This window comes from Geobacillus kaustophilus (assembly GCF_000948285.1).
GTDB classification, from domain to species: domain Bacteria; phylum Bacillota; class Bacilli; order Bacillales; family Anoxybacillaceae; genus Geobacillus; species Geobacillus thermoleovorans_A.
The window spans coordinates 3,302,160-3,327,096 of sequence record NZ_JYBP01000003.1; the positions used below are offsets into that span (position 1 = coordinate 3,302,160).

Genomic DNA, 24,937 nt, shown 5'->3' on the forward strand with positions numbered 1-24,937 from the left:
CCCCTCACTTCTCAACCTCTTTGTTCTGTTTGCAACTTTTCCGCCAAGCGGTCAATGAGCTTCTCCAGCTCATCGCGCGCCGCCCGGTACACTTCAATCGGCCCGCCGAACGGATCGGCGATGTCGCCGTCTGTTCCCGAGACGAACTGCTTCAACGTAAACGTTTTGTCCTTCGCTTCTGGGAAACGCTCGACGATCATTTCTCTATGGCCTGATGTCATCGCCAGCACGTGCGTCGCCCAGTCGATATGCTCTTTTTTCAGCTGCGAGGAGCGGTGGGCCGCTTCGATTCCTTTTTCCTTCAACACCGCCTTGGCGTGAACCGACGCCTCGCTCCCTTCCGCCGCAAAAACGCCGGCCGATTTCACCTCGACGCCTGGCAGCTGCTTACTTTCCAACAATGCAGCCGCCATCGGGCTCCGGCACGTATTGCCTGTGCAGACGAACAAAATGCGGTATGGCATGCAACCACCTCTTCACAAATCAATGACTTACCATCAATATACCATAGGGAAAAGAGCAAAAAAAGCAGGCAGTCCGCTTTTTTCCACTGAAGGAAAACCGCCTGCCGCCGTTTATAGAAAAAGCAGCTTGAGCCCGAACGCCAGCAAAATACTGCCGCCGAGCGCTTCGCTGTAAGAACCGAGCCATTGCTGAAAATGGCGGCCGACAAAGAGGCCGACCCATGTCAGCACCATGCTGAACAGACCAAACAGCAAAATCGTCACCATCGTCCGCGCTCCGAAAATGCCGAGGCTCAGCCCGACGGAAAAGCTGTCTAGGCTGACGCTGAACGCAAAAAAAAGCAACCCCACCCCACGCGGAAACAGCGGCGAGCCGTCACCCCTCCGGAACGAGGCGATGATCATTTGCCCGCCAAGCCATAACAGCAGCGCCCCGCCCGCGTATGTCGCGACACTTCCGAACTCGCGCGACAGCAAGCGGCCGACCGCCATGCCAGCAAGCGGCATGAGAATATGAAACAAGCCGATCGTCAACCCGATATAAAACATTTGCCGCAGCCGGAGGCGCAACAGCCCCATTCCCAACGCGACTGAAAACGCGTCCATGCCCAGCGCCAGCGCCATCATTGACAGCGCGATGATTTCGCCGATGAATGCGCCCATGTTTTCTTCCCTCCTGGACCGGCCTTATTGCTAACATATGCACGTCCAGGACGGTTTAGAAGCGAGGCCGGCCAACAAGGTGCCGGCTCATGGGCAGGCGGACAAAAAAAACCGGCCCACAATGGACCGGTGAAGTGTTTGGAAACAACAGCGCCTATAACAAACGGCTATCCCTTCATTTCCGCTGTTCGCTGATGGCGCGTCCGCCGGCTGCTTTGCGGAGCCGGTTCATGATCGCTGCGCCGATTCCTTCTTCCGGAAACGCCTCGCTGTAAATAAGATCGACGTTCGTTTCATCAAACCGGCGCAGCGTGTCGTACAGCCGGCTCGCGACCGTCTCAAGCGCCTGGCGCGTTCCGCACGGCAGCACGACATCGGCCGCATACTGATCCCGGTTTTCCTCGGTCGTCAACACGCCGACCGTTTTCCCTTCCGCCCGGCTTTCATCGACAAGCCGCTGCAAAAGCGCCGGCGAGCCGGCGACGATCCAAAGCGGCGCTTTCGGCGCATAATGCGTATATTTCATCCCCGGCGCTTTCGGCGCCGCCTCGTCGTCCACAACAGCGGCCTCTTCAACGCGGCCGATCGCTTCCATGAGCGCCTCTTTCGTCACCCCTCCCGGGCGCAAAATCGTCGGCACGTCCCCACTGCAATCGAGCACCGTCGATTCAACGCCCACGCCGGTCGGTCCGCCGTCGATCACCCCGGCGATCCGCCCATCTAAATCGGCAAGCACGTGCGCCGCCGTCGTCGGACTCGGCCTTCCTGACCGATTCGCGCTCGGGGCGGCCAACGCCAATCCGCTCGCCTCGATCAACGCCAGCGCAAGCGGGTGATCCGGCATGCGCACCGCCACCGTCGGCAGCCCGGCCGTCACCCGTTCAGACACCACTCCGACCCGTTTTGGCAATACTAACGTGAGCGGCCCTGGCCAAAATCGTTCCATCAACGTTTTCGCCACCGGCGGGATCGAGGCGGCTACCGCCTCCGCTTGGGCCATGCTGGCGACATGAACGATGAGCGGATTGTCGCTCGGCCGCCCTTTGGCGGCGAAAATTTTTTCCACCGCGGCTGTATTGGCCGCATCGGCCCCCAACCCGTACACTGTTTCCGTCGGGAATGCGATGACTTCCCCGGCCCGCAGCCATTCAACCGCTTCTCGTATCTGTGGATAAACTTGCTGTTTATCAACAACATTATCCACAACCCAAACACGCGTTTTCAATCGTTTCACCTTCTCCATCGCCGTGATTCGCCTTGAAAATGGCGGCTTTTTTTACAAGCGTCAGATCGACGCCCGGCGCCTTTCCACAGTTATACACAAACTGTGAATAAACTTGTTATTTTTGTGGATAAATTTGTGGATAGATGCTTATGGAATGAGGTGGCTGAGCCACTCTTTGAAGAAAAATTTTACTTCCACCGGCTGTTCCGGCTCGGCCTTGACGACGAAAGACGACTCGCGATCATCAGCTTTCCCTTCGCTCTGCCCATGATCGGCAGAAGAAGCGGTGTGATCTTCGTTTTCCACTGTTGCGTCCTTCGCCTCTTTCGGTTCATTCGGTTCGGCGGCCCGCTCGTCGTTCAGCTCTGCCTTGTCTTCCGCTTCGGCCGGATCGCCGTTTTGCTTCGACCCGGCTTCCATCGACCAGGCGCTCCCAGCCGACACCGGTTCATTCGTTTCGGCAGTCGTTCGGTTCGCCGCCATCATTACGGCATCGCTGTTGGAAAAGTCAAGAAAACAAAGTGGTGGGAACAAAACGCACCACCAATTTGCTCCTTTTCCTTCTCCGAGCGTGATCAGCACGGCATTATAGACGCCAGCTGGATACACGTAGTTGCCGTACACTTTCGTCGGAAAATGAACCGGGCCAAACTCCACTTTGTACGTTTGATCGCTTTGTTCATCGCGCAACACGCGGGCGACCGTCTGCTCGATGTCCGGCAGGTGAGAGCGAATGACGCGCTTCGCTTCCTCAAACGAAGTGAGTTCGGCCACCCAGCCGTTGATTTGCGCATTGACCGCGTCGCGCACCTTCCGCTTCAATTGCTGGTCTTCATCAGCGTCGCTGTTGGCTAAAATGCGCAGGCGGATTGCCTCATCGGGGATGGCGACCGCCGCGTTCGCCCCGGCGTCCGTCTTGTGGCCGTACAGCTCGACGAGTACGCCTGTCGTTAATAGAATGATATATAAACATATGGCAATGGCATTTCCTTTGATCACCATCATCGGCACCGTCCTTTCACCTTTCATTGTGGACGGCGCCGCTCATTTTTAAACCTATCAATCTAACACTTTTTCCCGTTTTTCGGCCGCGTCATGTACACCATCCGGTCTTTGCCGTTGAGGTCAAAATCGACTTCCACTTTGGCTTCTGGAAACGCTGCGGCCAAGAGCGCCGCCACTGCTTGCCCTTGCCCGGCGCCGACTTCAAAAGCAGCAAGCGCCGGCGCGCCGAGCACAAGCGGCAGCTCGCGGGCAAAGCGGCGGTAAAAATCGAGCCCGTCGCGGCCGCCAAAGAGCGCCGTGTGCGGCTCATAGTGTTTGACAACCGGGGAAAGCATAGCGGCGTCCGTCTCTGGAATGTACGGCGGATTGGAAACGACGACATCGACCGTCCGCTCCATGGCAATGATCGGCTGCAGCAAATCGCCGCACAAAAACGAAACGTTCGCCCCGAGCCGCCGGGCGTTTTCACGGGCGACCGCGAGCGCTTCGTCCGAAATATCGGTTGCGGTCACCGACAACGCTTTGTTCTCCAGCGCCAATGTCACGGCGATCGCCCCGCTGCCGGTGCCGACGTCAACCACATCGATCCGCTTCCGACCAGCAAATAGGCGCGACACCCGCTTTAGAACGCCAAGCACTAGTTCTTCCGTTTCCGGGCGCGGGATGAGCACATGGCGGTTGACGAGAAACGGCCGGCCGTAAAACGATTCATAGCCGATCAAATATTGAATCGGCACATGGTCCACCGCATGGCGGCGCACGGCGGCTGCAAACCGTTCATATACCGCTTCGTCGACCGGCTCGCGCCAGCGGGCGAACAGTCCGGCCCGATCGGTGCCCAAATGGTGGCACAATAGCCACTCCGCCGTCCGCTCCTCTTTTCCATGGGCGCGCAAAAAAGAAGAAGCCCAGGCGAGGACTTCATGTACGTTACGACGCATCGTTCGCTTGCTCCAATTTTTTCGCTTGGTCGTCCAAAATGAGCGCCTCGATGATTTCATCCAAATGCCCATCGAGCACTTGATCAAGCTTTTGGATCGTAAGCCCGATGCGGTGGTCAGTGACGCGGTTTTGCGGGAAGTTGTACGTGCGAATGCGTTCAGAACGATCGCCGGTGCCGACAGCTTGCTTGCGCGTTTGGTCGTATTCAGCGCGCGCTTCTTGCTGGTATTTGTCGTAAATGCGGGCGCGCAATACTTTCATCGCTTTTTCTTTGTTTTTGATTTGCGATTTTTCGTCTTGACATGTAACGACAATGCCGGTCGGAATATGGGTGAGGCGCACGGCCGACATCGTCGTGTTGACGCTTTGCCCGCCCGGTCCGCTTGAGGCGAACGTGTCGACGCGAATGTCTTTTTCATTGATTTCGACTTCGATTTCTTCCATCTCCGGCAGGCAGGCGACTGTCGCCGTCGACGTATGGATGCGCCCGCCTGACTCCGTTTCCGGGACGCGCTGGACGCGGTGCGCGCCGTTTTCAAACTTCAGCTTTGAATACGCCCCTTTGCCATTGATGATAAAAATGATTTCTTTATAGCCACCGAGGCCAGTTGGGCTCGCTTCGATCACTTCCGTCTTCCACCCTTGCGATTCCGCATAGCGCGTATACATCCGGTACAAGTCGCCGGCAAACAGCGCCGCCTCTTCACCGCCGGCGGCCGCGCGGATTTCCATAATGACGTTTTTCTCATCGTTCGGATCTTTCGGCAAAAGCAACACTTTCAGCTTTTCAACGAGCGCCTCTTCCCGTTCTTCGAGCTCATCAATCTCTTCTTTCACCATCTCGCGCAGCTCCGGCTCCAGCTTTTCTTCGAGCATCGCTTTCGCTTCGGCCAGCTGCCCGCGAACCGATTTGTATTCGCGGTACGTTTGCACCGTTTCTTCCAAATCCGCCTGCTCTTTCGAATAATCGCGCAGCTTTTTCGGATCATTGATGACGTCGGGGTCCATCAACAGTTCATTGAGCTTTTCATACCGTTGCTCCACAGCTTCCAACCGATCAAACACATCATTCACCTCTGTTTTCCCACACAGTCTAATTTTAGATTATAGCATGAAAGGAAGCCAAACAAAAACCCCCGCTTTTGGCAAGCGGGGTCTCTCAGTTGACGCGCACGATGATTTCGTATGTCGGGATCGCTTTTGTCAGCAGCTTGTCGATGCGTTGCGCCTCGCGCTGCCGCTCCTCGTCAGACAGCTCTTCCGGTGCATCAACGGTCACATACATATTGCCGCCATGAAACCAGATGGAGTCGGCGTGGTAATCGGTGTACCGCTCAATGATTTGCGCTGCCTTGCGCGTATCGGCGCGCTGGTTTTCGCTTCCTTCGGTCAAGCTGATAAAATTCGGGTTTTGCCGCACGTTTTCCGGATCGTCGAAGTTGTTATACAAGTCTCTGTCAGCGTCGATCTTCGGCCGCCCGTCCGTCATCAGCCGCGCGCCGTTTTTGTCCTCGCTTTGCTGGCGGTAGGACGGATGATCCGGATTCAACGAACAGGCCGAAAGCAGGAAGATCATTCCTAACAGCCAGATGCGTCTCATCCTTTTTCGCCTCCTTAGCTGTTAGGATGTCCATGATCGCCCGTCAATGATACACGGCAAGCCATAAATCTTTCTGCCATCATTCGTCTATTTTGCGGCGAACGAACAAAAGGGGCAGCCTAGTTGAGCGAACGACCAACGATGAACGAGCCGCATGCCAAACGCTTTTTCCTCCCATAGCGAATGGACGCACGAGACGGGCGAGGATGATGGCGCCGCTTCCGCCCTTCTCGGTCGGCGAAATATACGAATATGCGCCGTTTCTATCAACGATGGCGGCGCTTCGCCACTTGGCCGATGAAAGCGGCCAAACAACATCAGTGACCGCCTCACCATCACTCACCCGTATGTCCAGCAAGCGGGCGGTTGTATCGCTTTTTCGGTTTGCCGAGCACCTCATGGTGATGGCGGCAACGCGGCTCATACGTTTCACTGGCGCCGACGAGAATCACCGGATCGTCATAAGAGGCGGGCGCACCGTTAATGAGCCGCTGCGTCCGGCTGGCCGGGGAACCGCATACCGTGCAAACCGCCTGCAGCTTTGTCACCGACTCAGCGATCGCCATCAGCGCCGGCACGGGGCCAAACGGTTCGCCGCGAAAATCTTGGTCGAGCCCCGCGGCGATGACGCGGCAGCCGCAATCAGCGAGCGTTTGCACCACATCGATGATGTCGTCGGAAAAAAACTGTACTTCATCGATAGCGACGACGTCGGTGGCGGCGGAAATGTAGCGGAACATTTCCGCCGGCGTCGCGACCGGAATGGCGATCACCGAATTGCCGTTGTGCGACACAACTGCATCTTCGCTATAACGATTGTCAATCGTCGGTTTGAACACTTTCACTTCCTGCTTGGCAAACTGAGCGCGGCGGACGCGGCGAATCAATTCTTCTGATTTGCCGGAAAACATACATCCACAAATGACCTCAAGCCAGCCGGACTGCGTCATCACGTACATCGTGGCCCTCTCCTTTCACATAGCACTGTCCTCAAACCATCGGCCGCTCCTTGCCGTCTGCCATCGCGACGATCAGCGGGATCAGCCTTATAAGCCACCGGCCTTCCATCTGCTCTCACGAAAAAGCAGGCAAGTTTCGCTTGCCTGCTTTCGTCACGTTCTTGTTACTGAAGGCCGTATTTTTTATTGAATTTATCCACGCGGCCCGCTGCCGTAACAAATTTTTGTTTGCCCGTGAAGAACGGATGGCATTCCGAGCAAATCTCCACGCGCAGTTCGTCTTTGACCGAACCGCTTTCGAATTCGTTGCCGCATGCGCAGCGGACGATGACTTTTTTGTACTCTGGATGGATGCCTTGTTTCATCGTTTTCATCTCCTTCCGCCCTGTATCTTATCGAAACAGAGTGATTCGTAGCATGGAACGCTTCATGCTTATGCGCGCCCGCCCGTTTGGCAAGGCGCAGCGCATGGAACGGCCGAGGCTCCGGTAAAGCGAACCCGGCCGGTGCAAATCACGGATCGCACAAACCAAAAGGCGCTAGCCAAAACACACATGTCAAGATTATAACAGCTTTTCTGTCAGTTTGCAACGGGCGATTCGCGGCAAATTCCGCCAACTGCCTACAGACGGAGCGGGCCGCCCTGTTTCCACTCCTGATCGAGCAAGGCGAAAAACTCTTCGTTTGACTGCGTCCGACGCAATTTGTTCAAAAACCGCTCGATAAAGTCGGGGGAATCGGCCATCGTTTTGCGGATCGCCCACAGCTTTTCCAAATGTTCTTTCGGGATGAGCAGCTCCTCTTTGCGCGTTCCTGAACGGCGAATGTCGATCGCCGGAAAAATGCGGCGCTCGGCGAGCGAGCGGTCAAGATGGAGCTCCATATTGCCGGTGCCTTTAAATTCCTCGTAAATGACGTCATCCATGCGCGATCCAGTGTCAATGAGGGCGGTCGCCAAAATCGTCAAGCTGCCGCCTTCTTCGATGTTGCGCGCCGCGCCGAAAAACCGCTTCGGACGGTGGAACGCCGCCGGGTCGATCCCGCCGGAGAGCGTGCGCCCGCTCGGCGGAATGACTAAGTTGTACGCCCGGGCGAGGCGGGTGATGCTGTCCATTAAAATGACGACATCGCGCTTATGCTCGACTAATCGCATCGCCCGTTCTAAGACAAGCTCGGCCACTTTAATATGGTTTTCCGGCACCTCATCAAACGTCGAGCTGACGACGTCGCCTTGCACCGACCGCTCGATGTCGGTCACTTCTTCCGGCCGTTCGTCAATGAGCAAAACGATCAGCTCGACATCCGGGTGGTTCGTGGTGATGCTGTTGGCGATTTCTTTCAGCAGCATCGTCTTGCCAGCTTTCGGCGGCGCGACGATCAAACCGCGCTGGCCAAAGCCGACGGGAGCGATCAAGTCGATGATGCGGGTCGACAGCTTGTCCGGCGTTGTCTCCAGCTTCATTTGCCGATTCGGGTAAAGCGGCGTCAACGCTGGAAAGTGAACGCGCTCCTTGGCGACTTCCGGGTCTTCACCGTTGACCGCTTCGACATGAAGCAAGCCGAAGTAGCGTTCATTTTCTTTCGGCGGCCGCACTTTGCCGGATACTTTATCCCCGTTGCGCAAATCAAAACGGCGGATTTGGGAAGCGGAAATATAAATGTCTTCCGAGCTCGGGGAGTAGTTGATCGGGCGCAAAAAGCCGAATCCTTCCGACGGAATGATTTCGAGGATGCCTTCCATGAAAAAGAGGCCGTCTTGTTCGGCACGCGCTTTCAAAATCGCAAAAATAAGCTCCTTTTTCGTCAACTTGCTGTAGTATGAAATTTTGTATTGTCTGGCGAGCTCATACAGCTCCTTCAATTTCATGTTTTCTAATGCTGCTAACGTTAATTCCATCTTGACACCACGCTTTACAAATTTTCCTATTCTCCCATCGTTCGTATTCGGACGTATTGGTCATCAATTCGACAGGCGAAGGGATTCATTCCGAAGATGATGAAGGCTGATAAATGAAAGAAGTAGAATGGCAGAGCTTATTTTTGCATAAAGTAACACGACTATTTTACCCTTTTTCCCTCTTTTTAATCAATCTTTTTTTGTTTTCCGCGCCGGGCGCCGCTTTGGCGCCCGGCCGGATGGCAGGATATCATTTGATGACTAAGTTCGGTTTTTTCTTCAAACTGTGCCGCCCTTCGATGAAGCGGACCGTGCCGGACTTGGCGCGCATGACGACGGAGTGGGTGAGGCCGTACGCTCCTTTCAGCCGCACGCCGCGCAGCAGCTCGCCGTCGGTGACGCCGGTGGCGGCAAAAATCGCGTCGTCTCCTTTCACCAAATCATCCATGCGGAGCACTTTGTTGACGTCAATGCCCATTTGTTTGCACCTCTCGACTTCATCGTCGTTTTGTGGCAGCAGCTTCCCTTGCAGTTCGCCGCCAAGGCATTTCAAAGCGACCGCCGCCAGTACTCCTTCCGGCGCGCCGCCCGAGCCAAACAAAATGTCGACGCCGGTATGGTCGAACGCCGTGTTAATGGCGGCGGCGACATCGCCGTCATTGATAAGCTTAATGCGGGCGCCGGCTTCGCGCAGCTCGTGGATGAGACGCTCATGGCGCGGACGGTTGAGGACAACCGCGACAACGTCTTCAATATCTTTGTTTTTCGCCTTTGCCACCGCCTTTAAATTGTCGATGATCGGCGCCTCAATGTCAATCATCCCGACCGCTTCCGGCCCGACGGCGATTTTCTCCATGTACATGTCCGGCGCATGAAGCAGATGGCCGTGGTCAGCGACAGCGACGACAGCCAAGGCGTTCCATCCCCCGGAAGCGACGATGTTCGTCCCTTCAAGCGGGTCGACAGCGACATCGACGCGCGGGCCATAGCCGTTGCCGAGCTTTTCCCCGATATACAGCATCGGCGCTTCGTCCATTTCCCCTTCGCCGATGACGACGGTGCCTTTCATCGGCACGGTGTCAAACACGTCACGCATCGCCGACGTCGCGGCGTCATCAGCCTCATTCTTTTTCCCGCGCCCCATCCAGCGGGCGGCGGCAAGCGCCGCTGCTTCGGTGACGCGCACGAGTTCCATCGATAAGCTTCGTTCCATCGTCGTTCTCCCCTTCCCCTTTGTCGACTGGACGTTACGCGTTTTTCACTTGCTCGATTTCTTCATCGGTCATTTTTTCGCGCCAAATGGTGGCGCCGATGTCACACAGTTTTTCGACGAGGTTGCTGTAGCCGCGGTCGATATGCTCGACGCCGGTGATCTCCGTCACTCCTTCGGCCATCAGCCCGGCAATGACAAGCGCCGCCCCGGCGCGCAAATCGCTTGCCTTCACTTTCGCCCCTTGCAGTTTGACGGGGCCGGTGACGATGGCTGAGCGGCCTTCGACTTTTACATTGGCGTTCATGCGCCGCAATTCATCGACATGCTTGAAGCGGGCGCTGTAAATCGTGTCGGTGACGACGCTTGTGCCGTTGGCTTTTGTCAGCAGCGCGGTAAACGGCTGCTGCAGATCAGTTGGGAAGCCGGGATAGACGAGCGTCTTGACGTCAACCGCTTTCAAAACATCGGTGCCGCAGACGAGAATTTGATCTTCCCCCGTCTCCACTCGAACCCCCATCTCACGCAGTTTCGCCGTCAGCGATTCGACGTGCTGCGGGATGACGTTGTCGACGATGACTTCGCCATTGGTGGCCGCGGCGGCAATCATGTACGTCCCGGCTTCAATCCGATCCGGGATGATGGCATGGCGGCAGCCCGATAATTTTTCGACGCCGTCAATGCGGATCACATCGGTGCCGGCTCCTTTGATTTTCGCGCCCATATTCGAAAGCAATGTCGCTACATCGATGATTTCCGGCTCTTTCGCCGCATTTTCGATAATCGTCCGCCCTTTGGCGCGCACCGCGGCCAGCATGATGTTGATCGTCGCGCCGACGCTGACGACGTCCAAAAAAATGCGGGCTCCGCGCAGCTCCTCGGCGCGCAAATAAATGGCGCCCTGCTCGTTCGTTACGGTGGCGCCCAGCGCCTCAAACCCTTTGATATGCTGGTCAATCGGGCGCGGACCGAGATGACATCCGCCCGGCAAGCCGACAACCGCTTTTTTGAAGCGGCCAAGCATCGCCCCCATCAAATAGTAGGAGGCGCGCAGCTTTTTCACCTTCCCATTCGGAAGCGGCATGGACACCATATTCGTTGGATCGATGACCGCCTCCTTGCCGTCAAACGAAAACGAGCCGCCGATTTCTTCGATCAAGCTTCCTAAAATATGCACGTCGGAAATGTCCGGCAAGCCCTCGATCGTCACCGGCGAATCGGCCAAAATCGCTGCAGGAATCAAAGCGACCGCGCTGTTTTTCGCACCGCTCACTTTGATCGTTCCCCGCAGCCGATCTCCGCCGATAATTTTCATTTTATCCATCGTCGTCTCCCTTCTTTGCTCGGAAGTTGGCTTCACCATTGGGACGAAAAAGCAAAGCTGGGCGGGCTCATCACTTCCGGCCTGAACGCGGCAGAGCGAGCCCGCTTCACCCAAGAGGCAAACGGCTTACTTTCATTTTTGCCGATTCCAGTCGGCGAGAAACTTCTCAATTCCTTGATCGGTCAGCGGATGGTTGAACAATTGCATAAGCACTTTGTACGGAACCGTGGCAATATGCGCCCCGCGCAACGCCGCTTCCGTCACATGGTGCGGATGGCGGATCGAAGCGGCGATGATTTCCGTTTCAATGCCATGAATGTTGAAAATCTCAGCGATGGTGGAAATGAGCTCTAAACCGTTATGGCCGATGTCATCGAGGCGGCCGAGGAACGGAGAGACGTACGTCGCGCCGGCGCGTGCGGCCAAGAGCGCCTGGTTGGCGGTGAACACAAGCGTCACGTTCGTTTGAATCCCTTTTTCGCTGAACGCCTTGACTGCTTTTAAGCCTTCCGGCGTCATCGGCACTTTGATCGTAATGTTCGGGGCGATTTTCGCCAGCTCTTCGCCTTCCGCGATCATGCCAGCGGCATCGGTCGAAATGACTTCAGCACTGACCGAACCAGAAACGATCGATGTAATTTCGCGCAGCCGATCATGGAACGATACGTTTTCTTTCGCCACGAGGCTCGGGTTGGTCGTGACGCCGGCCAAAATGCCGAGTTCATGGGCGTGTTTGATTTCTTCCAAGTTGGCGGTGTCGATAAAAAATTTCATGCTGGACCCTCCTTGTTATTCGTTGCACACGCAAAGGCAGCCGCGCGGCGGCCAAACGCCGCCCGCGAAGCCGATTCATCGCGCTGCTTTTCCGGACGAGCCGAACTCGCGCATTTTGCCGATGACCGTCGCTTTGATGGCATCGCGGCCCGGGCCGATGATTTTGCGCGGATCATAGACGTTCGGGTCTTTCGCGAGCAGTTCGCGGACGACTTTGGTAAACGCCATTTGGTTTTCGGTATTGACGTTGATTTTCGATGTGCCAAGGGAGATCGCGCGTTGAATTTGTTCGGTCGGAATGCCGGTGCCGCCGTGGAGCACAAGCGGAACGCCGGTTAAATCGCGGATTTGCTCCATTTCGGCAAATCCAAGCTTCGGCTCTCCTTTGTACGGGCCGTGTACAGAGCCGAGCGCCGGAGCGAGACAGTCGACGCCTGTCCGTTTGACAAGCTCTTCGCACTCTTTCGGGTCGGCGTAAATGATCCCTTCTCCGACGACGTCGTCTTCCTGCCCGCCGACGATGCCGAGTTCCGCTTCGACCGAAACGCCGCGCGCATGAGCATATTCAACGACTTGCGAGGTGATGCGGACGTTTTCTTCAAATGGATGGTGGGAGGCGTCAATCATAACCGAGGTGAACCCGGCGTCAATCGCCGCTTTGCATTTTTCAAAGCTCGATCCATGGTCGAGATGGATGGCGACCGGAACGGTGATGTTCATGTCTTCCATTAACCCTTTGACCATATTGACGACCGTTTTGAATCCGCTCATATAGCGGGCCGCCCCTTCGGAGACGCCGAGAATGACCGGCGATTTTTCCTCTTCGGCCGCCGCTAAAATGGCTTGTGTCCATTCCAAGTTGTTAATGTTAAATTGACCGACCGCGTATTTGCCGCGCAACGCCTCGTTGAGCATCTCTTTCATCGATACTAACGGCATGGTTACATCCTCCTTAGCTGATCGTCGTCTTTGTCGCCCTGGCGGTGACTGGGTCCACAGGCGCAAAATCCATCTACGTTATAAGCATACCAACTTGCCGGCAAAACGGCAACATTTCCACCCTTTATTCTCCTAAAGACGACAGCGTCATCCATCTCCATCGATGCGCTTTCTTTGCCAAAGGAAAGCCGCTCGTCGATGGCGCTGTCTAGGCGGTCATGTGTTTTTTGACGGCAGCGCGCAAATCGTCAATATCAAACGGCTTGGCAAAATGCATCAGCGCCCCGAGCTCTTTCGTTTCTTGAATCATATCGAGCTCCCCGTAGGCGGTCATGATGATCACCTTAACATCCCGATCAATCTCTTTCAACCGTTTTAAAATTTCAATGCCGTCCATGCCAGGAATTTTCATATCAAGAAGCACAAGATCCGGGTGATGTTTGCGGGCGATTTCGAGCGCCTGCATGCCGTTGGCGGCCTGATACGTTACATATCCCTCTCGCTGAAACACTTCGTTGAGCAAAATGCGGATGCCGTATTGGTCATCGACAATTAAAATTTTGTTCCCCACCGTTATGCACCTCTATTCCCTGTTTTCTCTCTATTAATGTTTCGCATTTGGCAAACCCATTTCCTGCTTGCTTTTCTTGTTGTTTGCCGATTTTGTATAATAGCGGCGAAGGGAGGCCGAACCGTGAAAATTTTAACGACGCAAACGATCGGATTGTTGCAAAAAATCGCCGCTGACGAAGAATGGGCGCTTGAAGACGGGGCGCGCCTGCTCGCTCAGGCCGCCATCGGTGATGGGCGCATTTGGCTGTATGGCATTGGTGAACTCGATGCGGTCGTCACCGCCGCGCTTCTTGGCCCCGATCCGCTGCCGAAAGCAAAACGGCTTGAGCCGACAGCAACCGATGACTGGCAGGAAACGGACCGAGCGCTTCTATTTGCCCGCTTTTCCGCCGATTCTGAGGCCATTCGCCTCGTCGAACGGCTGCAGGCGCACGGCGTCGATGCAGTGGCCGTCGCGGCGCTCGTCAAGGATGAACCCGGGCTGGCCGATATGGCCACCGTCTTTATCGACAGCAAACTTTCCCGCCCGCTCGTGCCGACTGAAGACGGCCGCCGCATCGGCATGCCGACGATCATCACCGCTTCATTCATCTACTACGGACTGCGCGTTTTGCTCGATGAAATTTTGGCGGAATATGAATAACAGCCGCCATTACGACCGGCCAAAGGCAAAGAGGTATAGAAACCGCCCAAAAAACGGCGCCTGATCAATGGGCATCGTGCTTGAGAAGATGAAAAATATCCAAAAAAGAAAGGGGGCTGAACCCAAAAGGCCGTTCTACGGCTTTTTTGGGACAGCCCCTTTTTCGTCACTCTTTCAGCGACGCTCTGACAAACTCGCGGAACAGCGGCTGCGGCCGCGTCGGGCGCGAGGTGAATTCCGGATGGAATTGCGCGGCGACGAACCACGGATGATCCTTGAGTTCGATCACTTCAACCAACCGTCCGTCCGGGCTCGTGCCGGAAAAGACGAAGCCGTGCTCTTCCATGATCGGCCGGTATTGGTTGTTGAATTCGTACCGATGGCGATGGCGCTCGTAAATGACTTCATCGCCGTAGGCGGCGTAGGCAAGCGTCCCTTCCTGCAGCTTGCACGGATACAAGCCGAGGCGGAGCGTGCCGCCTAAATCTTCGACATCCTTCTGCTCCGGAAGCAAGTCGATGATCGGATGCGGCGTGTTCGGGTCAAACTCGGACGAATGGGCGCCGGACAACCCGACAACATGGCGAGCAAATTCAATCGAGGCGAGCTGCATTCCTAAGCAAATGCCCAAAAACGGCACGCGCTGCTCGCGGGCGTAGCGGATCGCCTCAATCTTCCCTTCGACCCCCCGGTCGCCGAACCCGCCTGGAACTAAAATGCCGTCCGCCTCTTTCAACAGGTCGGCTACATTGTCACGCGTCACATGCTCAGCATTGATCCACTGAATATCAATGTCGGTGTCAAACGCATACCCCGCATGACGGAGCGCCTCAACAACAGAAATATACGCGTCCGGAAGCTCGACGTATTTGCCGACCAAAGCGATTTTCGTCGTTTTCGATAAGTTGCGCACTTTCTCCACAAGCGCCTTCCATTCGGCCATATCCGCTTCGCCGCAGTTGAGGCGCAAATGTTCGCACACGATTTGGTCCAGTTTTTGTTCTTGAAGCATAAGCGGAACCGCATACAGCGTGTCGGCATCGCGCGCCTCGATGACCGCTTTCGGATCGATGTCGCAAAAGAGGGCGATTTTCTCTTTCATTTCCTGCGGCATCGGCATTTCCGTGCGCACGACGATCACGTTCGGCTGAATGCCGAGGCTGCGCAATTCTTTCACGCTGTGCTGCGTCGGCTTCGTTTTCATTTCCCCAGCCGCTTTGATGTACGGCACGAGCGTGCAGTGGATGTACATGACGTTTTCGCGTCCAACATCGCTTTTGATTTGGCGGATCGCTTCTAAAAACGGAAGCGATTCAATATCGCCGACCGTGCCGCCGATCTCCGTAATGACGACATCGGCGTTCGTCTCTCTTCCGGCCCGGAAGACGCGCTCTTTAATTTCGTTGGTAATGTGCGGAATGACTTGCACCGTGCCGCCTAGGTAATCGCCGCGGCGCTCTTTGCGGATGACGGCGGAATAAATTTTTCCTGTCGTCACGTTGCTGTATTTGTTTAAATTAATATCGATGAACCGTTCATAATGCCCTAAATCCAAATCCGTCTCTGCACCGTCGTCCGTGACGAACACCTCGCCGTGCTGATACGGGCTCATCGTCCCTGGATCGACGTTAATGTACGGGTCAAACTTTTGGATTGTCACGTTCAACCCGCGGTTTTTCAACAAACGTCCAAGCGAAGCCGCCGTAATCCCTTTCCCGAGCGAGGAAACAACGCCGCCCGTCACAAAAATGTATTTCGTCATTTTGTCTTCCCCCTTGCCGAAATTGCGGTAACAGTTTCAGTGTTTGCGAAAGGCGCAAATAAAAAACGCTCCGCTTACCGTACGTAAGGGAGCGATCAATTTGTTCGTTTTCAAGAGCCCAACACACATTGTACCGGGTTCTCCTAGCAAAGTCAAGCGGTTATTCGTCTTCCTCCGGCTCTTCGAGATCAAGCTCTTCATCAAGCGGCGCATCGTCCAGCTCAAACTCTTCATCGCCGAGAATGTCATCGTCAAACGCGACATCTTCGTCCAGATCAAATTCTTCATCCTCCAAGAGCTCGTCTTCATCCAACTCGAGCTCTTCCTCATCATATTCATCCAAATCGTCGTAATCGAGATCTTCATCTTCAAGCAACTCATCGTATTCATCGTCAAGCGCTTTTTTCTTCTTCTTCGGCTTGACGATCGTCACCGTTTCGTCTTCTGTCTGGTCAAACGGATACCACGCGCGCAATCCCCAGACGTTTTCCCCAACGCAAATAAACCGGCCGTCGATGTTTAAATCGGTGTAATATTGGGCCAGCCGCGCCTCCACCTCTTCTTCCGATATGCCGGCCAGCGCTGCTGCTTCACGAACGAGTTGATCAAACGGCAGCGCCTCCCGCTTGTCAAGCAAAATGAGGTTCGCCAGCTCGACGAACGACATCTCCTGCAATTCCTCCGGCGAGTATTGCTGCTGCAGGCTCAAGTTCAGCACTCCCCTTCTATATTAATGAAACAAATGAATGCAAGTGGAATACATACCATTCATTATAAACAAATTGTCGGGGTTTATGCTACCCATTTGCCGAAAAAAGCAAAGGAGGGCAACCCTGCGGCGAGGGCAGCCCTCCTCCCGATTCCGACATATCCGTTGTCACAATCACCTTTGTTCACACCGCTCCACTTTTCCTTACGAAGCCCATTCGTCTTCATCTTTTGGCTCAATCCGCATTCCGTTCTCGTTTCGCCTCCGGCGGGCCAGTACGCCAACAGTCGCTGCCCCTCATTCTACCAATCTGCTAAAGTTCAACGGACCGTTATCCATTGTGATCGAGGCCGTCCATCGAAAGCTGCGAACAACGGAACGCCCTTGAATTACATATTGCGCCGGTATTGTCCGCCGACTTCGTACAAGGCGCGGGTGATTTGCCCGAGGCTGGCCGTTTTAACCGTTTCCATCAATTCTTCGAAAATGTTGCCGCCGCTGGTCGCCACTTGCTTCAACCGCTCAAGCGCCGGGCCGGCTTTGTCTTTGTTCCGCTCTTGGAATTCGCGCAAGTTGCGGATTTGCGTTTCTTTTTCTTCATACGTCGCCCGGGCGAGCTGGATGTTGTTCAGTTCCTCCTCTGACGGCGGATTCGGGTTTAAGAACGTGTTGACGCCGATGATCGGCAGTTCGCCGCTATGTTTCTTCGTTTCGTAGTAAAGCGATTCATCTTGAATTTTGCCGCGCTGGTATTGCATTTCCATTGCACCGAGCACGCCGCCGCGGTCATTTAACCGCTCAAACTCTTGCAGCACCGCTTCTTCAACCAAGTCGGTCAGCTCTTCAATGATGAACGATCCTTGGAGTGGGTTTTCGTTTTTGGTCAAGCCAAACTCTTTTGTAATAATGAGCTGGATCGCCATCGCCCGACGGACCGACTCTTCGGTCGGTGTCGTGATCGCTTCATCATAGGCGTTCGTATGCAGCGAGTTGCAGTTGTCATAAATCGCCAACAACGCCTGCAGTGTCGTGCGAATATCGTTAAAATCGATTTCTTGGGCGTGCAACGAACGGCCGGACGTTTGAATATGGTATTTCAGTTTTTGGCTCCGTTCGTTGGCGCCGTATTTTTCGCGCATGACAATCGCCCAAATGCGGCGGGCGACGCGGCCGATGACCGAATATTCCGGATCGAGGCCGTTGCTGAAGAAAAACGACAAGTTCGGCGCAAAATCGTCAATGTGCATGCCGCGGCTCAAGTAATACTCGACATACGTAAAGCCGTTCGCAAGCGTAAACGCCAGCTGCGTGATCGGGTTCGCCCCCGCCTCGGCGATATGGTAGCCGGAAATCGACACCGAGTAGTAATTGCGAACGCGGTGCTTGATGAAATACTCTTGAATGTCGCCCATCATTTTTAAGGCGAAGTCGGTCGAGAAAATGCACGTATTTTGCCCTTGATCTTCTTTTAAAATGTCGGCTTGCACCGTGCCGCGCACCGTTTGCAGCGTCCATTCTTTCACTTGTTCATATTCTTCCGGCGTGAGCGGGCGGCCAAGCTCGGCTTCCTTTTTCTCGACTTGCTGGTCGATCGCCGTATTCATAAACATCGCGAGCAAAATCGGAGCCGGGCCGTTGATCGTCATCGACACGGATGTGAGCGGGTCGCACAAATCAAACCCTTTGTACAGCTTTTTCATGTCATCCAACGTGCAGACGCTGACGCCGCTTTCCCCGATTTTGCCGAAAATATCCGGCCGGTAGTCCGGGTCTTCGCCATAGAGCGTCACGGAGTCAAACGCCGTGCTGAGCCGCTTCGCCTTGTCTTCTTTGCACAAATAATGGAAGCGGCGGTTCGTGCGCTCCGGCGTCCCTTCGCCGGCAAACTGCCGTTTCGGATCCTCCCCTTGGCGCTTGAACGGGAAGACGCCGGCCGTATACGGGAACGAGCCAGGGACGTTTTCTTTATACACCCAACGCAAAATCTCTCCGTAGTCTTTGAATTTCGGCAAAACGACTTTCGGAATGTCCAAACCGGACAACGTTTTCGTCGTCAGTTCAGTCACGATTTCTTTATCGCGCACTTTCGTGACAAATTGTTTTGCCGCATATTTCGCTTTCGTTTCTTCCCATGTCGCCAAAATGCGCTTCGATTCCGGCGTCAATTTCGCCTCATAATCCGCTTTGAGCGTCTCGAGCGCGCGGATGACGTCTTCCGCTTCGCCCCGTTCCTTCGCCGCTTCGATGGCCCCTTCGATTTGGAAGAGGCGTCGGGCCGCCTCGACTTGCTGCTCGGCGCGGCGGTGGTACGAACGGACCGTTTCCGCGATTTCGCGCAAATAGTAGCGGCGCTCGTTCGGAATGATAACATTATGCTTTTCGACATTGGCGACCGTTTTCAAGCTTGTTCTCCAATTCGTTCCTGATTTTTGATTGATCGTCTCCACAAGCGCGACAAAGAGCGTATTCGTGCCTGGGTCGTTAAACTGGCTGGCGATTGTGCCGTACACCGGCATTTCCGAAACATCGCGGTCAAACAGCTGATGGCTGCGCTGATATTGTTTTTGCACTTGCCGTTTTGCGTCTTCTGACCCTTTGCGCTCGAATTTATTAATGACAATCAAATCGGCATAATCGATCATGTCGATTTTCTCAAGCTGCGTCGGCGCGCCGAACTCGCTTGTCATGACGTACATCGACACGTCGCACACTTCGGTAATGGCGGCGTCGCCTTGGCCGATCCCGCTCGTTTCAATGATGACAAGATCAAATCCGGCCGCTTTGACAACCGAAATGGCGTCGCGAATCGCCGGCGACAGTTCCGTGCGGGAATGGCGCGTCGCCAAGCTTCTCATGTAAACGCGCGGCGAGTTGATCGAGTTCATCCGGATGCGGTCGCCCAACAGCGCCCCGCCCGTTTTTTGCTTCGTCGGGTCGACGGACAAGATCGCGATTTTGATATCCGGAATTTCGTTTAAAAAGCGGCGGACGAGCTCATCGGTGAGCGAGCTTTTCCCTGCCCCGCCTGTGCCGGTGATGCCAAGCACCGGGACGCGCTTCTCGAGCGCCTTCACTTGTTCGATGGCCGCTTCCGCCGCCGCGGCCGCCTCTTTGTTTTCCCCCTCGGCGCGATATTCGCACAGCGTAATGAGACGGGCGATCGCCTGCACATCACCCGACGCGAGCCGTTCGACTTCATCGGTCACCGCCGTCACGGTCGGAAAATCGCACTCCTCAAGCATGACGTTGATCATCCCTTGCAAACCGAGGCGCCGTCCGTCTTCCGGCGAGAAAATGCGGGCGATGCCGTATTCGTGCAGCTCTTTGATCTCGCGCGGGATGATGACGCCGCCCCCGCCGCCGTAAATGCGGATGTGGGATGCTCCCCGCTCTTGGAGAAGATCGTACATATATTTAAAAAATTCCATATGCCCGCCTTGATACGAGGAAACGGCAATCCCTTGCACATCTTCCTGAATGGCGGCATTTACAATCTCTTCCACAGAGCGGTTATGGCCCAAATGGATGACCTCGGCGCCGCTCGCCTGCAAAATGCGGCGCATAATGTTGATTGAGGCGTCATGGCCGTCAAACAAGCTCGATGCAGTCACAAAGCGGACGTGATGCTTCGGGCGGTAAATGTGCGCCATTGTGTCTCTCCCCCTTTTAGACTCGCTGTTTCTCCATAATCCCCTTTAATAAAAACTCAGTTTGCAGTTCGATATATTCATCGAGTGTATACATTTTTCGAAGCACCCAACGGCGGAACGCCCACATTTGTCCAAGAACGACGATGTTGTGGGCAAACAGGCGGATTTCGCTTTCAGAAAGCTGCAGCGCCCCGTTTTCAACGCATGCGCGCAAAATATGTTCGAAAATGGCCGCCATATCGAGTTCTTTATTCAACACATACGGCAGCGATTCTTTGCTTAGCGCTTTCACTTCTTGGTACATGACGAGCACTTCATCATCGAGTTCATCAACAACGCGGAAATAGTGGGCAATGGCGCGCCTCAGCCCTTCGATCGTGCCGTGGTGGGCGCCGATGTCTTGTTCCGTCCGCTCCCGCACTTCGTCGTAAATGCGGTCGCACACGAGATAGAGGACGTCTTCTTTCTTGCGGATGTACTCGTACAACGTGCCGATGCTGAAGCCAGACGCTTTGGCGATCTCTCTTGTCGTCGTTTGGTGGAAACCTTTTTGTTTAAACAAGGAAATCGCGCCTTTGATCATCTCATTGCGCCGTTTTTTCACGAGCTTTTCGTCTTTAACCGATGCAATCACTTCCCGTTTTTTCATGTTCGTTGTCTCTCCCCCATTCCCATTTGACGGCGGGGCGGCGACCCGCCCCATGCCGATCCGTGCGCCCTTCCCCAAAGCACCAAGCCACCGTTCAGATCGAAATGAAATGACGCACAATGCCTCAATCGCGCGCCAACACGAATGAGTTGACGCGCAATGTTTAATTGCGTGTCAACATGCGCGAAATGACAAGGCGCTGGATTTCTTGCGTTCCTTCGTAAATTTGCGTAATCTTCGCGTCGCGCATAAACCGCTCGACCGGGTAGTCTTTCGTGTAGCCGTTGCCGCCGAAAATTTGCACCGCCTCGACCGTCACTTTCATCGCCGTGTCGCCGGCAAACAGTTTCGCCATGGCGGATGCTTTGCCGTACGGCAAGCCATTCGACTCCAACCATGCCGCTTGATAGGTCAAGAGCCGCGCCGCTTCAATGGCCGTCGCCATGTCAGCGAGCTTGAAGGCGACCCCTTGCTGCTCGATGATCGGTTTGCCGAACTGGACGCGCTGTTTCGCATAGTCCACCGCCGCATCCAGCGCGCCCTGGGCAATGCCGACCGCTTGGGCGGCGATGCCGTTGCGACCGCCATCGAGCGTCATCATGGCGATTTTAAACCCTTCTCCTTCTTGACCGAGCAAGTTTTCTTTCGGAATGCGGCAGTCTTCAAAAATGAGCTCCGTCGTCGGCGACGAACGAATGCCGAGTTTCTTTTCTTTTTTGCCGAACGAAAAGCCCGGCGTTCCTTTTTCCACGATAAAGGCGCTGATCCCTTTATGCCGCTTTTCCGGATCGGTCACGGCAAACACGACGTAAATTTCCGCTTCGCCGCCGTTGGTGATCCATACTTTTGAACCGTTTAAAATGTAATGATCCCCGTCTTTTACCGCACGCGTTTTCATCGAGGCGACATCCGACCCCGCCCCCGGCTCGGACAGAGCATATGCCCCAAGTTTTTCCCCAGTCGCTAAGGCGCGCAAATACTTCCGCTTTTGTTCTTCGTTGCCGAACTTGTAAATCGGCCAGCTGGCGAGCGATATATGCGCGGAGAGCGTCACCCCGGTCGAGGCACAGACGCGCGACAGCTCCTCAACCGCGATGACATAGGCTAAATAATCGCCGCCAATGCCGCCGTATTCTTCCGGCCACGGAATGCCTGTTAACCCGAGTTCAGCCATTTTGTTGAAAATGCCGCGGTCAAACCGCTCTTCTTCGTCGCGTTCAGCGGCAGTCGGCGCTACTTCGTTTTCGGCAAATTCGCGCACCATTTTTCGCAGCATTTCATGTTCTTCGCTCAATCGAAAGTTCATCTCGTCATTCCCCCGTTTTCCTATATATCCGAAATCCTCGTCCCCCGTGCTAGCGTGATCACCGTTTTCCAAAGACAGACAACGAATCATTGTTTGGAAAAGAGAATAGGATCGCTCCGGCTGCACAACAAAACGCAGCAAAAGACAGAGCCCCATGTTTATGCCTCGATCCCTGAAGGCGGTATTGTTCAGCCTTCCAACAGAACAGCCGTCGGCTTGCCTTCGACAGTCGAAAATGGACAAACCACTTTTCCATCAATGATATGTTAAACTTCTTTGTTGCATCTATATGGTTCGGATTGGTTCATCAACATGCCTGGCTACAAATGTTTGCTGATAACGATGCGCTGAATTTCGCTCGTTCCTTCGTAAATTTGCGTAATTTTCGCGTCACGGAACAATCGTTCGACCGGGTAGTCTTTCGTGTAGCCGTTGCCGCCGAAAATTTGCACCGCCTCGATGGCATTGTCCATCGCGGTTTGTGAAGCGAAGAGCTTCGCCATCGACGCCTCTTTTCCGCACGGCAGCCCTTGCGCGCGCAGCCAAGCGGCGCGATAGACGAGCCATTTCGCCGCTTCAGCCGCCGTTGCCATATCGGCAAGCTTGAAAGCGACGCCTTGCTGCTCGATGATCGGTTTGCCAAACTGCACCCGCTCTTTCGCGTAGGCGACTGCATGTTCGACTGCCGCCTCCGCGATGCCGAGCGCTTGGGCAGCAATACCGATCCGACCGACGTCAAGGTTGGCCATTGCGATTTTAAATCCTTCTCCTTCTTGACCGAGCAAATTTTCCGCCGGCACTTCGGCATCTTCAAACGTAATGGTCACCGTTCGCGACCCATGCAGCCCCATCTTCTTCTCATCTTTGCCGATCGACATCCCCGGCGTCCCTTTTTCCACAATAAACGCGGAAATGCCGCGGCTTCCGGCTTCTTCCAGATTCGTGCGGGCGAAGACGATGTACGTATCCGCCTCTCCGCCGTTGGTGATGAAAATTTTCGATCCGTTCAAGATATAGCGATCGCCGCGGCGCACCGCTTTTGTCTTCAAGCTTTTTGCGTCCGAGCCGGCGCTCGGTTCAGTAAGGCAAAACGCCCCCAAGTACTCACCTCGGGCGAGCTTTGTCACGTATTTTTGTTTCTGCTCTTCAGTGCCGAAATACAAGATCGGATTCGTGCCGACCGACGTATGCACTGATAAGATGACACCGACGGTCGGACTCACTTTCGAAATTTCATGAATGGCGATGATGTACGAAACAAAGTCCATACCCGCGCCGCCGTATTGTTCGGGCACGGTGATGCCCATGAGACCGAGTTCCGCCATTTTCGCTAAAATCGGGCGCGGAAACTCTCCTTGTTCCATACGCTCGACAAATGGGGCAATCTCCGCCGCGGCGAACTCGCGCACCATTTGCCGCATCATTTCCTGCTCTTCGTTGAAGCGAAATTCCATGAAATGGCCTCCTTCCGATGTCGCTGACACAATGGTGTTTTCAGGCGCTTCTCCGCTCCATGGGGCAGCCAGCAGGCAGCTGAACGATTCTATAGATTTGCCTTATTATAGGCCGTAAAACAGCGTTCCCGCATGCACCCAACGTGCGGCGTTACGGTCGGCAGACAGCATAGCGGGCGCCGCCCCCGCACATTGCAGCACGCTTCGGCATTGTCCTGGAGCGACGCCAAGCGGTTTATTCATACGTGTAAAATCCGCGGCCTGTCTTGCGGCCGAGCCAGCCGGCTTTCACATATTTGCGCAAGAGCGGGCATGGGCGGTATTTGTCATCCCCGAACCCCTCATGAAGCGTTTCCATAATGTATAAGCACGTATCGAGCCCGATAAAATCAGCGAGCGTCAGCGGACCCATCGGATGGTTCATGCCGAGCTTCATCACTTCATCGATGGCTTCTTTGGTCGCCACCCCTTCGTACAAGGCATAAATCGCTTCGTTGATCATCGGCATGAGGACGCGGTTCGAAATAAAGCCCGGAAAGTCGTTCACTTCGACCGGCACTTTGCCGAGCTTGCGGGCCACGGCTTCGATCGTTTCATACACGTCATCAGCCGTCGCCAAACCGCGGATAATTTCGACGAGCTTCATCACCGGCACCGGGTTCATAAAGTGCATGCCGATCACTTTCTCTGGCCGTTTCGTTGTAGCGGCAATTTCCGTAATCGGCAGCGACGACGTGTTCGACGCTAAAATCGTCTCCGGGCGGGCGAGCGCATCGAGCTCGGCGAACAGCTTTGTTTTCACGTCCATGTTTTCGACGACCGCTTCAATGACAAGATCCGCTTCAGCGGCGGCATGCAAGTCGGTCGAGCGGGCAAGCCGCACGAGCGCTGCGTCTTTGTCCGCCGCTGTCATTTTTCCTTTTTCCACTTGGCGGGCGAGCCCTTTTTCGATGTTGGCGATTCCTTTGTCCAACTGTGCCTCGCTAATGTCGTACAAAAACACTTGATAGCCGGCGACGGCGCACACTTGAGCGATTCCTGACCCCATCTGTCCGGCGCCGACGACCATGATTGTTTTCACATCCATCTTCTGTTCCCCCTATCGTCCGCTTTGCGTTTCCTGTTCCGCGCTCAAACTCATATGCCTCACTGCCGCCAGCAACCAACGGCAACCGGTCTTTGCATCGTC

25 protein-coding genes are annotated in these 24,937 nt (G+C 55.0%); 1 reads left to right on the forward strand and 24 read right to left on the reverse strand.

What is annotated here, in order from left to right:
- Positions 1-11 precede the first annotated feature (11 nt).
- The 16 genes from LG52_RS16955 to LG52_RS17025 all read right to left on the reverse strand — a co-directional run bounded on the left by LG52_RS16955 (position 12) and on the right by LG52_RS17025 (position 13,573).
- On the reverse strand, positions 12-464 hold the full coding sequence (locus LG52_RS16955) for a low molecular weight protein arginine phosphatase (protein ID WP_044732837.1): 453 nt from the start codon (positions 462-464) through the stop codon (positions 12-14).
- Positions 465-575: 111 nt separating this feature from the next.
- Positions 576-1,127 carry a manganese efflux pump MntP family protein gene (locus tag LG52_RS16960; protein WP_044732838.1) on the reverse strand — a complete coding sequence of 184 codons (552 nt, stop codon included), beginning with the start codon at positions 1,125-1,127 and terminating at the stop codon, positions 576-578.
- A 175-nt stretch (positions 1,128-1,302) separates the two neighbouring features.
- Complete coding sequence (locus LG52_RS16965) at positions 1,303-2,370, reverse strand: L-threonylcarbamoyladenylate synthase (protein WP_044732839.1); 1,068 nt, start codon at positions 2,368-2,370, stop codon at positions 1,303-1,305.
- A gap of 129 nt (positions 2,371-2,499) precedes the next feature.
- Positions 2,500-3,357, reverse strand: coding sequence for a stage II sporulation protein R (spoIIR, locus tag LG52_RS16970; protein ID WP_044733334.1), 858 nt, complete (start codon positions 3,355-3,357; stop codon positions 2,500-2,502).
- 59 nt (positions 3,358-3,416) lie between these two features.
- Positions 3,417-4,298 (reverse strand): peptide chain release factor N(5)-glutamine methyltransferase, encoded by an 882-nt coding sequence (gene prmC / locus LG52_RS16975; RefSeq protein ID WP_044732840.1) that lies wholly within the window; start codon positions 4,296-4,298, stop codon positions 3,417-3,419.
- On the reverse strand, positions 4,288-5,364 hold the full coding sequence (gene prfA, locus LG52_RS16980; RefSeq protein WP_044732841.1) for a peptide chain release factor 1: 1,077 nt from the start codon (positions 5,362-5,364) through the stop codon (positions 4,288-4,290). Before prfA ends, prmC begins: the two co-directional genes overlap by 11 nt.
- A gap of 94 nt (positions 5,365-5,458) precedes the next feature.
- Complete coding sequence (locus tag LG52_RS16985; RefSeq protein WP_044732842.1) at positions 5,459-5,899, reverse strand: hypothetical protein; 441 nt, start codon at positions 5,897-5,899, stop codon at positions 5,459-5,461.
- 79 nt (positions 5,900-5,978) lie between these two features.
- A complete protein-coding gene (locus LG52_RS19380; protein WP_197072003.1) occupies positions 5,979-6,242 on the reverse strand; it encodes a hypothetical protein in 264 nt (87 codons plus the stop codon).
- Entirely contained in the window at positions 6,235-6,858 is a 624-nt protein-coding gene (locus LG52_RS16990) for a thymidine kinase (RefSeq protein WP_044732843.1), read from the reverse strand. The genes LG52_RS19380 and LG52_RS16990 overlap by 8 nt, the downstream gene beginning before the upstream one ends.
- Positions 6,859-7,022: 164 nt before the next feature.
- Positions 7,023-7,223, reverse strand: coding sequence for a 50S ribosomal protein L31 (rpmE, locus tag LG52_RS16995; protein ID WP_031406629.1), 201 nt, complete (start codon positions 7,221-7,223; stop codon positions 7,023-7,025).
- 257 nt (positions 7,224-7,480) lie between these two features.
- Positions 7,481-8,755, reverse strand: coding sequence for a transcription termination factor Rho (gene rho / locus LG52_RS17000; RefSeq protein ID WP_044732844.1), 1,275 nt, complete (start codon positions 8,753-8,755; stop codon positions 7,481-7,483).
- Positions 8,756-9,005: 250 nt separating this feature from the next.
- Positions 9,006-9,968 (reverse strand): class II fructose-bisphosphatase, encoded by a 963-nt coding sequence (gene glpX / locus LG52_RS17005; protein WP_011232850.1) that lies wholly within the window; start codon positions 9,966-9,968, stop codon positions 9,006-9,008.
- A 34-nt stretch (positions 9,969-10,002) separates the two neighbouring features.
- A complete protein-coding gene (locus LG52_RS17010; RefSeq protein ID WP_044732845.1) occupies positions 10,003-11,289 on the reverse strand; it encodes a UDP-N-acetylglucosamine 1-carboxyvinyltransferase in 1,287 nt (428 codons plus the stop codon).
- 132 nt (positions 11,290-11,421) lie between these two features.
- On the reverse strand, positions 11,422-12,063 hold the full coding sequence (gene fsa, locus LG52_RS17015) for a fructose-6-phosphate aldolase (protein ID WP_011232852.1): 642 nt from the start codon (positions 12,061-12,063) through the stop codon (positions 11,422-11,424).
- A 75-nt stretch (positions 12,064-12,138) separates the two neighbouring features.
- Positions 12,139-13,002, reverse strand: coding sequence for a class II fructose-bisphosphate aldolase (locus tag LG52_RS17020; RefSeq protein WP_011232853.1), 864 nt, complete (start codon positions 13,000-13,002; stop codon positions 12,139-12,141).
- A gap of 208 nt (positions 13,003-13,210) precedes the next feature.
- Entirely contained in the window at positions 13,211-13,573 is a 363-nt protein-coding gene (locus LG52_RS17025) for a response regulator (protein ID WP_044732846.1), read from the reverse strand.
- A 123-nt stretch (positions 13,574-13,696) separates the two neighbouring features.
- On the opposite strand from LG52_RS17025, the gene LG52_RS17030 reads away from it, so the two are divergent.
- Positions 13,697-14,218, forward strand: a complete 522-nt coding sequence (locus LG52_RS17030; protein ID WP_044732847.1) for a DUF2529 domain-containing protein — start codon at positions 13,697-13,699, stop codon at positions 14,216-14,218.
- A gap of 166 nt (positions 14,219-14,384) precedes the next feature.
- Here LG52_RS17030 and LG52_RS17035 read toward each other — a convergent pair whose 3' ends face one another.
- The 8 genes from LG52_RS17035 to LG52_RS17070 form a co-directional block, all read right to left on the reverse strand.
- Positions 14,385-15,980, reverse strand: a complete 1,596-nt coding sequence (locus LG52_RS17035; protein WP_044732848.1) for a CTP synthase — start codon at positions 15,978-15,980, stop codon at positions 14,385-14,387.
- Between the two features lie 160 nt (positions 15,981-16,140).
- Positions 16,141-16,689, reverse strand: a complete 549-nt coding sequence (gene rpoE / locus LG52_RS17040; RefSeq protein ID WP_044732849.1) for a DNA-directed RNA polymerase subunit delta — start codon at positions 16,687-16,689, stop codon at positions 16,141-16,143.
- 389 nt (positions 16,690-17,078) lie between these two features.
- Complete coding sequence (gene icmF / locus LG52_RS17050; protein ID WP_044732851.1) at positions 17,079-20,339, reverse strand: fused isobutyryl-CoA mutase/GTPase IcmF; 3,261 nt, start codon at positions 20,337-20,339, stop codon at positions 17,079-17,081.
- A 16-nt stretch (positions 20,340-20,355) separates the two neighbouring features.
- Positions 20,356-20,988 (reverse strand): TetR/AcrR family transcriptional regulator, encoded by a 633-nt coding sequence (locus tag LG52_RS17055; protein ID WP_044732852.1) that lies wholly within the window; start codon positions 20,986-20,988, stop codon positions 20,356-20,358.
- A 163-nt stretch (positions 20,989-21,151) separates the two neighbouring features.
- Positions 21,152-22,294: an acyl-CoA dehydrogenase gene (locus tag LG52_RS17060; RefSeq protein WP_044732853.1), complete on the reverse strand. Its 1,143-nt coding sequence runs from the start codon at positions 22,292-22,294 to the stop codon at positions 21,152-21,154.
- A gap of 320 nt (positions 22,295-22,614) precedes the next feature.
- Positions 22,615-23,748 carry an acyl-CoA dehydrogenase gene (locus LG52_RS17065; protein WP_044732854.1) on the reverse strand — a complete coding sequence of 378 codons (1,134 nt, stop codon included), beginning with the start codon at positions 23,746-23,748 and terminating at the stop codon, positions 22,615-22,617.
- 105 nt (positions 23,749-23,853) lie between these two features.
- On the reverse strand, positions 23,854-23,991 hold the full coding sequence (locus LG52_RS20005) for a hypothetical protein (RefSeq protein WP_156133492.1): 138 nt from the start codon (positions 23,989-23,991) through the stop codon (positions 23,854-23,856).
- On the reverse strand, positions 23,984-24,835 hold the full coding sequence (locus LG52_RS17070; RefSeq protein WP_044732855.1) for a 3-hydroxybutyryl-CoA dehydrogenase: 852 nt from the start codon (positions 24,833-24,835) through the stop codon (positions 23,984-23,986). The genes LG52_RS20005 and LG52_RS17070 overlap by 8 nt, the downstream gene beginning before the upstream one ends.
- Between the last annotated feature and the right edge of the window lie 102 nt (positions 24,836-24,937).